Consider the following 14349-nt stretch of genomic DNA (forward strand, 5'->3'; position numbering starts at 1 on the left):
CTTTTTTAACTGCTTTTCTGCAAACATTTGCCAACCCACTACCTATAACTCGCTCGATTATAACGCTAATTCGGCTGCTACATCGTCTAATACTTGGCGCTTCATTTCTTTGGCGGCGGCGATATGGATACGGGCGAGCCTTAAGGCATAGTTGAATCTTGCTCGACCGACGAGGCTTACCAGTTCGGCAAAAAACTGTGGATCTAAGGTGAATTGCGTCGAATAGTATTGGATAGCGGCATTGACTGAATTAAAAGTCACGCCATCGAATTCAAAACCTGCGTTATAACCTTGGTCGTCAATTTCTTCGCCCTCTAATACCAGTGGCCAACCGGGCGCATTGATACGGTCTCGTGCAATTTGGTACATCATCCAAGCACTTTTTTTAAAACCTTCAAACACTTTGCAGGAGAATTCGGACTCAGCAAGCTCTTCTTCGGTCCAATTAATCCCAATGGCGAGGTGTTTCGCATAAATACGCATCAGTGCATCTTTGACGGCCATACGACAATCCCAAATGGAGCTAAGAGTATGTTGTTTGGCTAATCGCAAACATTCGCTGCAGGCGGGCACAGCTAACGAAGCATGTGGTGTATGTGTGTGTGCGATATATTCGAAGTGTTGATGGCTCGGTTCGCCACAAAACCAGCAAGTATGGCGTTTGTCGAAGGGAATATCGATAAGCGGAATAGCAGACATCAAGGAATGAGCACCTCAGTCCTTGATGTCATCAATGGCATACTGAAGCGATTAAACTTCTTCAACATCAACCAAATCTTTTGCTAAAACAATCGGATCAAGTTCAAGACAATCTTCATCGGTTTGCCAATCAACACCGATCAATACACCATCGTCGTTTAGATCTGAGACCCAATATTCTAGAAATTCTTCTAATGAAATAGAAACGGGTTGATAGTCGTGCCATTCGTCGCTGCAATGGGATTTTGCAGTAGCTTCATTTGACCATAATGGCATCACATCTGTGTCTTCAAATTCTGAAGAATCACAAACGACCCAGCCTTCGCCAGTTTCATCCATTAGACCCCAAAGCGTCTGATGTTGTTTTACATTTTTGATAAAGCCAGCCAAAGCCGCATTGATTTCAGTCATGATAGGTCTCTTTGATGTGTGCTGTTAACTTATCCATTATACGGTAACGTGCTGCGATACCAAGGGATTCTTTGTTAAGATTTTTTTTGTGTTGGATAACTGAGCAATAAGCCTATGCCGCAAGGTATTTATGGCGATAAGGATTGTGTTACGTGTCACTATGGGTCAGGATTATTGGTAATGAGTCGCCTTGGTACTGGCTATTTTACTGACTAAATGTGGCTCAGATAGGGGCTTTACGTGGCGGAGAAACATGTCTTCTATGCTCTTGGCCGTTAAAGGTGTTTTGGATTCTAACCTTTCACTCGTTATGCCAAGGCGAATATCTCTCTAGGGCAATTCCCTCTTGAAGACGGAATATTGTCGTGTTTAGCCACAACAGTGTGATTGTTGTGAGATCAAATATTGGAGTTGTTGATTTGATTAAAATTAAAGGGTTAACTTATCTGTTTGCGAGTATTGCCGCCTGTGTCAGTCTGAGTGCCTGTTCAAGTGCGCCAACGGCGAGTGCTAACGCAACCAGCACTAACGCAAGTGGCATTGCTGCTGAAGTCAATCAAATGCCCGATATCAGTGCTAGCGTACAATCTAATGCTGAGGCGTTTCCAATGTGCTTGACTGGACTGCAAGCGCGGGCACGTGCAGAAGGCCTGTCAGAGGCGACGATAAACTCTACCATTGCGAACTTGAAATTTGTCCCTCGAGTGATTGAGCTGGACCAACAGCAACCCGAATTCAGCCAGACATTTGATAATTATTTCAGTAAGCGCGCGACCGAATGGCGCGTCAATGAAGGCCGCCGTTTACTGCAAAAGCACAGTGTCTTACTTAATCAATTAGCGCAAAAATACGGCGTCCCACCGCAATATATCTTGTCTTTTTGGGGACTAGAAACGAACTACGGTTCCTATAAAGGCAAAATGTCGGTATTGAATTCGCTGGCGACTTTGGCCTGTGAGCCACGCCGTAGCAATTATTTCACCATAGAGCTGATGCAAGCCTTAAAACTGAAAGAAAAGTATCAGTTCGATGATGACACTATGGTGGGATCATGGGCAGGTGCTATGGGACATACGCAATTTATGCCTTCTGCGTATGCCAAATATGCAGTCGATGGTGATGGGGACGGTAAGGCCGATTTATGGAATAGCACCACAGATGCGCTCACTTCTGCCGCGAACTTTTTGCAGCACTTAGGTTGGCAGCGTAATCAGCGTTGGGGGCGTGAAGTTTTGTTGCCAAAGGATTTTAGTTACAGTCATTTAGGTGCGAAACAGCCCTTGTCGTTATCGGAATGGGCAGCGCTCAATGTAACGCAGTCGAATGGGCAACCTTTGCCTGCCGTCGATATTCAAGCTGCGCTGTATTTGCCTGCGGGACACACAGGCCCAGCCTTTTTAGGTTATGAGAATTTTAATGTGATCATGCGTTGGAATCGCTCCGAATTTTATGCCATTACGGTTGGGCACTTGGCCGATCGTATTAATGGTGGACAACCCTTGACAGTCAGTCCGCCTGAGCAACCACGCTTAAGCCGCGAGCAAGTAAAGCAACTGCAAACAAAACTGAACGAGGCTGGATTTGATGTTGGTAAGCCTGATGGCGTGTTGGGACGTAACTCTATGGCAGGGTTGCAAGCCTTTCAACGTAGCAAACAGATGATTGCCGATGGCTTCCCAAGCCCAGAGGTGTTTACCGCTTTAGGATTATCACTTTAGTTACAGTAGCTACTGTAGCCAAAGAGCGCTCGCTGCGGGTTTTGAGTGCTTTGAGGCCGGATAAAAAAGTGGAGTGAAAAGCGCAGTTTTGTTAAGCTCGGCCCACAATTGAAATCGAAGAAAATCAAAGGATATTCGATGAGCATTAAAGACGATATGGTTGTGCAGTTTAACTACACACTGCGCGACGAGAAAGGTGAAGTGATCGAGACGAACGAAGGTCGCGATCCTATTGCCTATTTACACGGTCATGACAACATGATGCCAGGTGTAGAAAACGCGATAAACGGTAAAGCTATAGGTGAAAAGTTCACTGTGACTTTGCCTGCCGCTGAAACCTACGGTGAGCGTGTAGCGGATGCTGACGCACACCAACGTGTGTCAGTTAAGCATTTATTGGGCGCGACTGTGTGGAAACCTGGCATGACAGCAGTGGTTAATACCGACCAAGGTCAGCGCCAAGTGACTATCGTTAAAATGGGTAAGTTTATGGCGACTGTGGATGTAAACCATCCATTAGCCGGCCGCGAACTGACATTTGATATTGAAGTCGTAGGTGCCCGTGATGCGAGTGATGAAGAAATCGCCCACGGTCATGCCCATGGTGCAGGTAGTCATCACCACTAATCTTTAGGCTTCAGGCTCGGCTTCGAACTTGGCTTTATCTGACTCAATGTGAGTTGAGTATAAGTTCAGTATGAGTTGAATGAATCGAGTCTTAAGACTGAATAGCAAAAGCCCAAACCTAGGTTTGGGCTTTTTGTTTTTATGGTGCTAATGGCTCCTTATCTCGCTAATGGCTATGTTCATGCTCGAGTGGTTTGTCGGCAAACATCATATCTAGGCTTGCTTGGGTTTGGGGATGGTAGCCGCTGCGAGCACTGAGATAGACACTCTTGGCCCAGTCGTATTTATCTGAGCTTGCTAGCTTTTGATATAAAGGCACGATTAAGCGCATGCGGCCAATATGGGTTAAGTGTTGTTTTAATGCGGGTAGTACTGCGTAATAGCCGTTGTCTAGGGCGAGTGAATACCATGCGAAAGCAATTTCACTGTTGCCAGTGCCCGTAAAATGGAACGCCTTATCTAGCTCGGCAAGTTTGGTTTGATCTAGATTGATCCTTGGCATTTCATTGATGAATCTTAACCACTGGTGGACTGTCCAAGTGCTGGTTTTCAACTCGCTTGCACTGAGTTTACCCTCGAGCCAAGTTTGTCTTTGGGCATCGATATCATCGAAGGCATGGGAATTGGGCGGCACAAGAAATGACGGTAAACCTTGACCTTCAATCCAAGTATCCACTTCGCCTTCACTGACAAGATGGGGATATTTGTTTAATAGATTCAAAGATAAATATTCACGGAACTGCGCCGTAGTAATACTCTGAAACGCAAAATGATTGAAGTAGCTTTTCACAAAAATGTCGAAGCGTTCACGGCCAAATTTGTGCTCTAAAAATATTAAGAACAACTGGCCTTTTACATAAGGGACACCGCTGAAGGCTTCGTCGGGCGAACGTTTACCGAGATCGAGATGTAGCACTGAATCGGCAGGAGTGAGCTCTTCAAGTTCGGCAAGCAATTCAGAGTAGCCGATGGTTTGCTCCATCAGTGCCCGGTCGCGGCCATAGAGGTCTTCCATGATGCGATTCTCAACATAGGTCGTAAAACCTTCATTAAGCCAGAGATCGCGCCAAGTGGCATTCGTCACTAAATTACCCGACCACGAGTGCGCAAGTTCGTGGGCGATGAGGCTCACTAAGCTTTTATCACCCGCGATCACTGTGGGTGTAATAAAAGACAAACGCGGGTTTTCCATGCCGCCAAAGGGGAAACTTGGTGGCAAGATAAGTAAGTCATAACGTCCCCAAGGGTAATCGCCATAACGTTTAGCCGCGATTTGGATCATTTCTGGCGTGTCGGCAAATTCTTTGCTCGCTTTGTCGAGGATCTCTGGCTCAGCCCAAATGCCCGAGATGTTATCTAAGGGTGCAAACTTTAAATGTCCTGCCGCAATAGCAATCAAATAAGCTGGAATAGCCTGCGGCATAGTGAATTGGGTCTGAGTGCTCGACAGGGTTTTGCGATCGGCACTCATGACCACAGTGATGGCTTTATCGGCAGTAATTATTGCGCTATAGGTTTGGCGAACGGCTGGCGTATCTTGCAGTGGGATCCAACTGCGGGCGTGAATCGCCTGACTCTGACTGAACATAAAAGGCAACTCTTTACCTTGGGTTTGCTCAGGGGTTAACCATTGAATACCAGACGGATTATTCGATGTGTGATAATTGATTTTGACCTTTTGACTATTTTCATCAGCAAGTTTGATGGTTAGCGCGGCGCCTTTTACATCGCTCGCTTTGGCTAACGTGAAGGGCACGCTTTGCCATTCCCCAGCTGTATTTAAAGCACTTACGCTGTTAATCGTCAGATCTCGAGTATCTAAGATGAGTTCTTTCCCCGCCTTATGCCAAGCTAAATCGAGGGTGGCTTCACCGGATAAGCGGTTTTGCTTAAAATCGACGGTAAGGGCTAGTTCCAAATGACTCACGCTGACTTCAGTGTAATTGGCGTAGGTCAGTGCATCTTGGTTCTGCTGCGTATCAGCTTGTACAACAGTGGCAGTAGGCTCAGTGGTTAAGGTATTTGGAGCGCTATTGGCATAAGTGGAGGGAAGTAGTTGCAGGGCAAAGACTAGGGGGCTGCAAAGGACGGTTCGACGAAGTGAAAGCATTATTTATAGTAGCCTAATGATGAAGTATGTTAGTTCGAGTTTGGGGTGATAAGACCATCAATTCAGCTTGGTTTTCTGTTAACCCACTCTATATAGCACAAAAGATATAGCGCAAAAGTTTACCTGATAATTCACTGGATTTGTTATCTCACTGTTAGCTCAAATGTAATCAAACTTTAATGGCTTGAATGTTGGTCAGGAAATGCCATCGGTAAAAGAGCACAAGTTTGCTATGATGACGGCGTTTTCACATAGGGCGGTTATCATAATGGTGTTAGATTTTTCGCAGGGTAAGTTAATCGTTACTGAGTTCGAGGTTCAAGTGCGCCTCAACGTTGCCAGTATCGTACTGCAAGCGAGTGCTGAGGATATCGGCTTGAGACGTCAGCCTCCTATGCTGATCGCCGATGGTGGCGGTGTACGTTGGAGCTTAGTATTGGACTCAAATACTCAGTTACGTGCGATTCAAGATGTGCTGGGCATGGATGCTGAATAACCTGTGCCCGAGTGGTGATGAGTGTTTAACGTATAGATTTATCATCATTTTTTAGTTGATGAGTGTTTAATATCGAATTGGGAATTTTTAGTATGTCAGTTTCTCTTGAGCGTATTGTTGTCGAACCTAAGACTCCTGCTACGGCTGTGGTTATTTGGTTACATGGATTAGGGGATTCGGGGGCCGGATTTGCTCCCGTAGTGCCTGCATTAGGCTTACCTGTAGATCATGCTATTCGATTTATTTTTCCCCATGCACCAGAGCAAGCCGTGACCATTAATGGTGGCTACGTTATGCGCGCTTGGTACGATATTAAAAGCATGGATTTGCATGACAGAGCCGATATGCAAGGCGTGCTTGAGTCGGAGAAAATGGTTGCCGCATTAATTAATGAACAAATCGCAGCGGGTATTGCGAGCCAACGTATCGTATTAGCGGGATTCAGTCAGGGTGGAGTCATGAGTTTATTCTCTGGACTGCGTTTCCCTGAGCCACTTGCAGGGATTATGGCGTTGTCTTGCTATTTACCGACGGGCGATGTGTTACCCGCTGAATTAAGTGCGGCGAATCGCAATACACCCATATTACAGCAACACGGTCTACAGGATGATGTTGTACCATTATCCGCTGGAATGTTAGCAAAAGAAGCCTTAACGGCGGGCGGCTATCATGTTACGTGGCAGACTTATCCAATGCCTCATTCTGTCATTCCTGAACAATTGAAAGCGATTTCTAAGTGGTTATTACAGCGATTTGAAATGTAGATAAGTCTAATTGCTGATAAAAGCAGCATGCGGTAAGTTGAAATTTACCCATGCTTGTTTTTTTAAAGGAACAATCGCGATGTTTTTTCATATTTCCTAAGTTATTTATAACAAACGATTAAAATCCATTTATTCCATTTTTATTTTGTATTCTGTAAATATATAAAAATCAGTCATTCAGCTTATTTTTTATATGAAACAAATCCTTCTTAAAATGCCCGCCAAATTTCATATAAATGTCAAGTTTTTAATAAAAATGACACAATTTATCTTTATTATTTGCTATTATCCGTGGCGCTGAACTTGATGGAGTTCACGGCAATCTTTCTATGATAAAATAATTAAAATCAAGGGGTTGATGTAATGAGACATATGCTTATTAAAGGATTAGTTGCAACTGCTGTTCTCGCTGCACTTGCGGGTTGTAATAATAGTGATGACGATAAAGTTCCAACAACGTGTGCTGAAGCGGGAAGTGCTTGTAAAACGTTTACCGTTTTACATACCAATGACAACCATGGCCGTTTCTGGGAAAACAGTGATGGTGAATACGGTTTAGCCGCTCAGAAAACTCTAGTTGATCAAATTCGTGCAGAAGTGAGTAAGAATGGCAGTCAAACCTTATTATTATCTGGTGGTGATATTAATACGGGTGTACCAGAATCTGATCTTCAAGATGCCATACCAGACTTTACGGGCATGAATAAAATCGGTTATGACGCCATGGCTGTTGGTAATCATGAGTTTGACAATCCGTTATCAGTACTTGATATGCAGCGTCGCCTTGCTGAATTCCCTATGTTAGCGGCGAACATTTACCGTAAAAATGCCGATGGTACTCTTGGTGAGCGTTACTTTGATGCCTATAAAGTATTTGACGTTAATGGTCTTAAAGTTGCTGTTATTGGTTTAACGACAGAAGACACTGCTAAGATTGGTAACCCAGAATACATTAGCGATCTAACATTCACCGATCCCAAGGTGGAAGTTGCTAAAGTGATTAAAGAAATTAAAGATGCCAAAGCGGCAGATATCATTTTCGCTACCACGCACATGGGTCATTACGCGGATGGTAAAAATGGTAGTAATGCCCCTGGCGATGTAGCTATGGCTCGCGCATTGAAAGAAGGGGATTTACAAGTTGTTATCGGTGGTCATTCACAGAATCCAGTGTGTATGGAACCGGGAACTGACAACAAAGCTTATGCAGCCTTTAAGCCTGGTGATGCATGTGCACCTGATAAACAAAATGGCACTTGGATCATGCAAGCCCATGAATGGGGTAAATATGTTGGCCGTGCAGATTTTGAATACTTTAACGGTGAACTCCATCTAGCGAGCTACAAGCTTGTCCCTGTGAATATGCGCAAACTGGATGATGCTGGTAAGAAAACTGCTGACTTAGCTGGCACTAAAATTGAACCGGATTCAGAGTTAAAAGAGCTGCTTTCTTACTATCAAGAGAAAGGTCAAGCTAAGTTAGACGAAGTCATTGCGACAACGGATGCCCTGTTAGATGGTGAGCGTGCAAACGTGCGTAATAAGCAAACTAACTTAGGCCGTATGTTAGCGATGGCACAAAGTGCTAAAGTGACTGCTGATTTTGGTGTAATGAACTCAGGCGGTGTACGTGCATCTATCCAACCAGGCAACATTAGTTACCGTGACGTGCTGACTGTTCAGCCATTTGGTAATATGGTTACCCTTAACGAAATGACGGGTACTGAAGTTGCGGCTTATTTAGGCGCAGTCGGCAGTCTTCAAGTTGGTTCTGGTGGTTATGCACAAATCACTGGTGTGAAAATGACCATTGACTGTGTGGCTAAAACAGCCAACATCAGCGACATTGGTGGCAAGGATTTTAGCCCAACAGCCACTTATAAGTTCACTGTACCTAGCTTTAATGCTGCGGGTGGTGACGGTTATCCTAAACTAACCAGCCCAATTCAAACGGGTTTTGTTGATGCTGATTTACTCTATTCTTTCTTGAAAGAGAAACAAGTGATTAAAGCTGCTGACTACAATCCTGTAGGCGATATTGTTTATGAGAACTCAAAAAGTGTTGAAGGTTGCCAACTTTAAGTAATCAATCATTACTCAGTGTTTCAATATTAATGCCACTCAAATGAGTGGCATTTTTATGGTTAATTAATATTGAACTAAGTGTAAATTAATATTCAGCGCTTTATTTTCGATACACTTTGATTCATTTGTGGCGTGAGTTTCTCGGTATTCTTTTAGTTAACAATTAAGATTTATTGTATCAAATTAAATATTTAATATATTCAACAGGTCTGTATTGCTTAACCCCATGATGTATATCCGGATATCTTATATTCAAGTTGATTTATTTTGTGTCAATTTGTTTTGATTTGAGATTAATTGTTTTTAATGGTTGACTTAGATGTTGCGTATTAACATTATCCCTGCAGCGAAATAGAGTTCGCTTGCCAAATATAAAAATAACAAACATAGGGTTTTATTTACCTCAAGGAGAGATTAATGCGCTATTTAAGTTTAACGGCCAAAGCCGTTCGTACTAGTTTAATTACAGTGGCGACAAGCAGTGTGGTTTTTTCTGGAATAGGCTTTTCTGCAGCGGTAAATGCAGCAGAAGAAAATGCGAAAGTTGAACGCATTGAAGTGACGGGTTCTCGTATTAAACAAGTTGATATGGAAACTGTTTCACCCGTGACTGTCATTAATGCTGCGGATATTGCCATGACGGGTGAAAAAACCGTTGCTGACGTATTGAATAACTCTGCGATAAACAGCTTTGGTTCTTGGCGTGGTATTTCTGGCTATGGATCAGGAGCAAGCTCAACCAGTGATGTCAATTTACGTGGTTTAGGATCGTCTGCGACATTAGTGTTATTAGATGGACGCCGTATGCCGGGCACTAGTTCGAGCTCTGGCTCTGTGGCCGATACATCTTCTATCCCTATGGCTATCGTGGAGCGTATTGAAATCCTGCGCGATGGCGCCTCGGCAGTATATGGTTCCGATGCGGTTGCGGGCGTGATAAACATTATCACTAAGAAGGAGTTTGAAGGGTTTCAGTTTGATTACAGCACTGAGCAGCCAAGTGTTGAAGGAGGCGATGCCAACCGTTTATCACTTGCAACGGGCTTTAATACTGATAAAGGCAATATCACGCTAACCTATGAATATTATGATACTAAAGCTGTAATGGATCGTGATATTTGGCGAATGGACGATTCAAGTTATAACGCATATAGTGGATATAGCTCAGTACCAAACGGTAAATATGGACCAGGCAATGGTAGCTGGTATAGTAATTCAGATATATGTGAAAAAACGGAAAATACCATAGACTCAGGTGATGGTCGTTGTTTATATAATCATGGTAATGTCACTAAGTTATTTGGCGATCAAACTCGTAATTCGCTGTTATCTAATTTCTCCTATGAAATTTCAGAGAATATAAAATTCCGAGGTCGTGCTTCTGCTTCATTAGCAGAAACTGAAACCCGTTATGCGGGTACGCCAGTATCAACGAATACCCCTGTGATGAGTGCCGATAATAAGTATAATCCAATTGGCGAAGAATTAGTTATTTCTATGCGAGGCGCGCAACTTGGCGAGCGAGATACATTAACTGAAACCAACAACTTTGATATTCTAGGTGGCTTTGTTGGTACAATAGATTCAGGGAATGGTATCGACTGGGAATTAAATGCCCAGCACGCAACATCAACAACAAACAGTTTTAATTATAATTTACTGAACGACGATATTATTCAGCAAGAAATTGATTCAGAGCAATATGATATTTTCAATACCTCTGGAATGAGTTATGAGCAGTGGGATCAACAGATGACAGATCTGTATCGTAAAGCTGCGCATACTGGGGTTTATCAGGGCAAATTTGAAAGTACTCAATTGGATGGTCTTGCTTCGACCTTACTGCTCGATGACGGTGATCTTTCGGTCGCTATGGTCGGTGGTCTTGAATATGAAATGATCAAGTTTAAGCAAACCAGTGATCCAGAATCGGCCGCGGGTATTATCTCCGGCGGTTCGGGGGGTGATGATGTGGATGCCACACGTGACCGTAGCGCCGCTTATTTGGAACTCCAAGTAGGCTTACCTGCGAATGTTGAGTTTTCTGCCGCAGTACGTTATGAGCGCTATGAGCAGGAAGGAACTCTCACAGGGCCTCAGGGGGAAGTCGTTAATTCATCGACCTTCGATGCCGTGGTGCCTAAGTTTGGTTTAAGCTGGCGTCCTATAGACACGTTATTACTGCGTGCTAGCTATGGTGACTCATTCCGTGCGCCGAATATGAGCGAAATGTTCTCGTCTCAATCCTTGAGTTTTGAGAAGGGTGTTGATTCTTTATGGTGTAATGAACCTGGTAACGTGGATGCCATATATTGCGCGACTAATAATCAACACAAAACCTGGTATGGAGGGAATCCTGATCTAGAGGCAGAAGAGGGCAACTCGTTAACCTTTGGCGGCGTTTGGAATGTCACTGACGCATGGAACTTGGAGTTATCTTATTACTCAATCACCTACGACAACAAAATTGAGTCGATTGATGTAGATGATATCCTGCGCGATGAAATCAAGAATGGATCGTCTCCCTATGTGACCCGTGGTCCAGATGGCAAGATTGAGTATATTGAAGCGGGAGTTCGTAACTTAGCTACAGTTGAGACCTCAGGTATCGATTTTGTTACGGCTTATAACTTAGAAACAGGCTTTGGGGATTTCAATTTCAAACTGGATTTAACTCATGTGCTTGATTTTAAAAAGCAGGATAACGCTGAAGCAGACATGATCGACTACGCAGGAACGACAGACTCGCCCGATTGGCGCGGTAACTTTGCGACCAGTTGGAAATACGATGATTTCTCTGCCGCATGGACAGTTGTTTATATCGGTAGTCAATCAGCAAGTTATTTCAACGAGCTAGAAGAAACCGACCGTTATGTTGATTACGATAATTACTTTAAACATAACATTCAGTTTGGTTATACCCATGCTTATAACGGCTCTATCACAGTAGGGGTGAATAATGTGTTTGATGCTGAAACACCAAACTATTACACCTACGCCGATTATCGCGATGTGAATGTGGGTTTATATGATGTGTTAGGTAGAACGTATTACCTGAGGATAAACCAGAAGTTTTAGGTTGTCCGCCCTCCCTGGATAACTCAAACCTCCGCTTGCGGAGGTTTTTTTGCTTATAAGGCAGTTTACTGGATGTCGAATGAGCGCTATCAATGTGTGAGACGCAGTTCATGGCGGTGTTCATGCTGATAATGCTCGGCGCAGGAGGTGCAGCGTTGTTCGGTGGGATCTTGGCTTAAGCGTTCAGTTTCAATTTCTGCCTCACAATCCGAGCAAAGACCGTAGAGACCTAAGTCGAGCTGGCAAAAGGCGGCATCAAGTTTATTTAATCGGCAAAATAGTGGGTGTTCAGCCAGTGGTGTCTGAGCCAATTTATCAATTAATTCTGCCAGACTCAGGCTAGCGTAATGCTCCCCTATGGCTTCGAGGAACAGAGGGAGCGCGCCTATTTCTTTCCTTAGATTAGCTTCAAGCTCTGACAATTCATGTCTGATATGGGTGGTGCTCACGTAAAATCGCCTATTTCATTTGACTCTAGGCGTCCAGTCTAATAGTTCCACTATCAACGACTATGATAAAGATCAAGTATCTGCCACATTTTCGGTTTTTTAGCCGTTAAAAATCGAAAAAGTACTTCATTCTTATCGCATTATATGTGCTACGGCAAAAGCCCTTTTATCATAAATATCGTCGCGATTATTCGTCGCATAAGTTCCGTTGCGCCGTTTCTAATACGCGGACTATTTCTTCCGTTGTTTTAAAGACTCGCAGTTCCCTAAACAAGGTATCGGCTTCGGGATATTGACGGTTGAGATAGGTGAACCACTGTTTGATCCGGGCTGGATAATAGTCACTCTTACGGCCATTGAGTTCCCTTTGGGTATAACTGAGCATGAGCCCTAAGGTTTGCGCCCAAGTATAAGGAGTAGCTCCTGTCTTGATAGTATCAGCCAAGTTCGGCAATGAAATTGCCCCGCGGCCGATCATGATACTGTCGCAGCCCGTGACCTCGATACAACGCTTAGCATCGTCACTGTTCCAAATTTCACCGTTGGCGATCACTGGGATCGGCAAACGTTTGCGCACTTCGGTGATGTATTCCCAGTAGGCTGGCGGTCTGTAACCGTCGACTTTACTGCGCGCATGGATGGCAAGTTCAGTTGCACCGGCTTCATACACAGCAATGGCGTTTTCCATAAACAGTGACTTATCTTCGTAGCCCAAACGTATTTTGGCCGTTACGGCATGCTCTTTTGGTACTGCTTGACGCATGGCTTTGACAATATCGTGCACACTCTCAGGATATTGCAATAATACGGCGCCACCTTTACTGCGGTTAACAATTTTTGCTGGACAGCCAAAGTTTGCATCAACACCGTGTGAGCCTAGCTCAATGGCACGCAGGGCATTTTCGCCCATACATTGGGGTTCTTGACCAAGCAATTGTACTCGTACTGGCGTACCTGAAGGGGTGTTGCCGTTGTTGAGCAGTTCAGGACACAGTTTGAGAAAGACCTTTTCAGGCAGCAGTTGGTCTACCACTCGCACAAATTCGGTGACGAGCAAATCGTAGGGATTGATGGTCGATAGGATGTCACGCATCAAAGCGTCTACTACGCCTTCCATTGGAGCCAAAATCACACGCACTGCAGTAAACCCATATCTGTTGCAAAGGGCGAGCATTCTACCTTATCAGCCCTAAGTTACAAAGTGGCCTTGTGAAGGAGGATGAATAGGTACGCCAATAAATAAAATCCAAGCTAAACTGATTGTCCTAGCAGGATATTTTTACCATTTCTGTGACTTAGTGATATTTTTTGCAATAGAATCGAAATAAGGCAGGTCTTTTGTTGTAAGCCAGCTACTTAAACTGTTGTTGGTCATTATTACTCAATAAACAAGAAGGGATTATTTATGAATTCAGTTAAAAAAACAGCAGTTGCAGTAGCGTTAGGTTCAGTTGTGATGAGTTCAGCTTTTGCTGTCAATGCACAAACTAACCCATTTGGTTTTGAAGCTATGGATGCGGGCTATCAAATTGTCGGTTCAGAAGGCAAATGTGGTGAAGCCAAATGCGGCGCAGACATGAAGAAAGCCGCCGCTGAAAAAGCCAAAGAAGGTAAGTGTGGTGAGGCTAAATGCGGTGCTGAGATGAAAAAAGCGGCTGCAGATAAAGCTCATGAGGGGAAATGTGGCGAAGCGAAATGCGGTGCTGACATGAAGAAAGCCGCTGATAAGGCCCATGAAGGTAAGTGTGGTGAAGCAAAATGTGGCGCTGATATGAAGAAAACCGCCGAAAAAGTGGATGCTAAAGTCGAAGCCGTTAAAAAAGAAGTGAAGTAAAGCGGGTTTGTTTTATCCCTGCAGTTATTGGGATAATTGAGCCTAAAGAGGCCAGCCAGCGCTGGTCTCTTGTGTTTT

At 44.0% G+C, this 14349-nt stretch carries 12 protein-coding genes; 7 read left to right on the forward strand and 5 right to left on the reverse strand.

The genetic code is table 11. The annotated features are described in order from the left end of the window. Positions 1-57: 57 nt before the first annotated feature. Together L5M51_RS05515 and L5M51_RS05520 are read right to left on the reverse strand one after the other, a co-directional pair. A complete protein-coding gene (locus tag L5M51_RS05515; RefSeq protein ID WP_263171922.1) occupies positions 58-699 on the reverse strand; it encodes a hypothetical protein in 642 nt (213 codons plus the stop codon). Between the two features lie 51 nt (positions 700-750). Beyond that, the gene (locus L5M51_RS05520) at positions 751-1110 is read right to left on the reverse strand and encodes a DUF2750 domain-containing protein (protein ID WP_028759614.1); all 360 of its coding nucleotides are present in this window, start codon (positions 1108-1110) and stop codon (positions 751-753) included. Between the two features lie 419 nt (positions 1111-1529). Between L5M51_RS05520 and L5M51_RS05525 the strand changes: the two genes are divergently transcribed. Continuing rightward, positions 1530-2828, forward strand: coding sequence for a lytic murein transglycosylase (locus tag L5M51_RS05525; protein WP_263163011.1), 1299 nt, complete (start codon positions 1530-1532; stop codon positions 2826-2828). A 138-nt stretch (positions 2829-2966) separates the two neighbouring features. Beyond that, positions 2967-3455 (forward strand): peptidylprolyl isomerase, encoded by a 489-nt coding sequence (locus L5M51_RS05530; RefSeq protein ID WP_263171923.1) that lies wholly within the window; start codon positions 2967-2969, stop codon positions 3453-3455. A 166-nt stretch (positions 3456-3621) separates the two neighbouring features. On the opposite strand, the gene L5M51_RS05535 is transcribed toward L5M51_RS05530, so the two are convergent. Next, the gene (locus L5M51_RS05535; RefSeq protein ID WP_263171924.1) at positions 3622-5565 is read right to left on the reverse strand and encodes a M1 family metallopeptidase; all 1944 of its coding nucleotides are present in this window, start codon (positions 5563-5565) and stop codon (positions 3622-3624) included. 268 nt (positions 5566-5833) lie between these two features. Here L5M51_RS05535 and L5M51_RS05540 point away from each other — a divergent pair, with 268 nt between their 5' ends. The 4 genes from L5M51_RS05540 (at position 5834) to L5M51_RS05555 (ending at position 11988) form a co-directional block, all read left to right on the forward strand. Further along, positions 5834-6061, forward strand: coding sequence for a DUF3389 family protein (locus L5M51_RS05540; protein ID WP_106651841.1), 228 nt, complete (start codon positions 5834-5836; stop codon positions 6059-6061). A 92-nt stretch (positions 6062-6153) separates the two neighbouring features. Further along, entirely contained in the window at positions 6154-6825 is a 672-nt protein-coding gene (locus L5M51_RS05545; RefSeq protein WP_113940901.1) for an alpha/beta hydrolase, read from the forward strand. Between the two features lie 363 nt (positions 6826-7188). Continuing rightward, positions 7189-8907 carry a bifunctional UDP-sugar hydrolase/5'-nucleotidase UshA gene (ushA, locus tag L5M51_RS05550; RefSeq protein ID WP_105252205.1) on the forward strand — a complete coding sequence of 573 codons (1719 nt, stop codon included), beginning with the start codon at positions 7189-7191 and terminating at the stop codon, positions 8905-8907. A 420-nt stretch (positions 8908-9327) separates the two neighbouring features. Next, entirely contained in the window at positions 9328-11988 is a 2661-nt protein-coding gene (locus L5M51_RS05555; RefSeq protein WP_263171927.1) for a TonB-dependent receptor, read from the forward strand. An 89-nt stretch (positions 11989-12077) separates the two neighbouring features. Here L5M51_RS05555 and L5M51_RS05560 read toward each other — a convergent pair whose 3' ends face one another. Together L5M51_RS05560 and L5M51_RS05565 are read right to left on the reverse strand one after the other, a co-directional pair. After that, the gene (locus L5M51_RS05560) at positions 12078-12437 is read right to left on the reverse strand and encodes a TraR/DksA C4-type zinc finger protein (protein ID WP_105252207.1); all 360 of its coding nucleotides are present in this window, start codon (positions 12435-12437) and stop codon (positions 12078-12080) included. Positions 12438-12624: 187 nt separating this feature from the next. Beyond that, entirely contained in the window at positions 12625-13575 is a 951-nt protein-coding gene (locus tag L5M51_RS05565) for a tRNA-dihydrouridine synthase (protein WP_105253104.1), read from the reverse strand. A 267-nt stretch (positions 13576-13842) separates the two neighbouring features. Here L5M51_RS05565 and L5M51_RS05570 point away from each other — a divergent pair, with 267 nt between their 5' ends. Further along, a complete protein-coding gene (locus L5M51_RS05570; RefSeq protein ID WP_028759624.1) occupies positions 13843-14271 on the forward strand; it encodes a hypothetical protein in 429 nt (142 codons plus the stop codon). Positions 14272-14349 lie beyond the last annotated feature (78 nt).

The sequence above is a fragment of the Shewanella sp. SM73 genome (genome assembly GCF_025653795.1).
Classification (GTDB): Bacteria; Pseudomonadota; Gammaproteobacteria; order Enterobacterales; family Shewanellaceae; genus Shewanella; species Shewanella oncorhynchi.

Excerpts from the sequence above, each read along its gene's own strand:
- L5M51_RS05515 (WP_263171922.1), bottom strand. The coding sequence starts at position 699 with ATGTCTGCTATTCCGCTTATCGATATTCCCTTCGACAAACGCCATACT.
- L5M51_RS05520 (WP_028759614.1), bottom strand. The coding sequence starts at position 1,110 with ATGACTGAAATCAATGCGGCTTTGGCTGGCTTTATCAAAAATGTAAAA.
- L5M51_RS05530 (WP_263171923.1), top strand. The coding sequence starts at position 2,967 with ATGAGCATTAAAGACGATATGGTTGTGCAGTTTAACTACACACTGCGC.
- L5M51_RS05535 (WP_263171924.1), bottom strand. The coding sequence starts at position 5,565 with ATGCTTTCACTTCGTCGAACCGTCCTTTGCAGCCCCCTAGTCTTTGCC.
- L5M51_RS05540 (WP_106651841.1), top strand. The coding sequence starts at position 5,834 with ATGGTGTTAGATTTTTCGCAGGGTAAGTTAATCGTTACTGAGTTCGAG.
- L5M51_RS05545 (WP_113940901.1), top strand. The coding sequence starts at position 6,154 with ATGTCAGTTTCTCTTGAGCGTATTGTTGTCGAACCTAAGACTCCTGCT.
- ushA (WP_105252205.1), top strand. The coding sequence starts at position 7,189 with ATGAGACATATGCTTATTAAAGGATTAGTTGCAACTGCTGTTCTCGCT.
- L5M51_RS05555 (WP_263171927.1), top strand. The coding sequence starts at position 9,328 with ATGCGCTATTTAAGTTTAACGGCCAAAGCCGTTCGTACTAGTTTAATT.
- L5M51_RS05570 (WP_028759624.1), top strand. The coding sequence starts at position 13,843 with ATGAATTCAGTTAAAAAAACAGCAGTTGCAGTAGCGTTAGGTTCAGTT.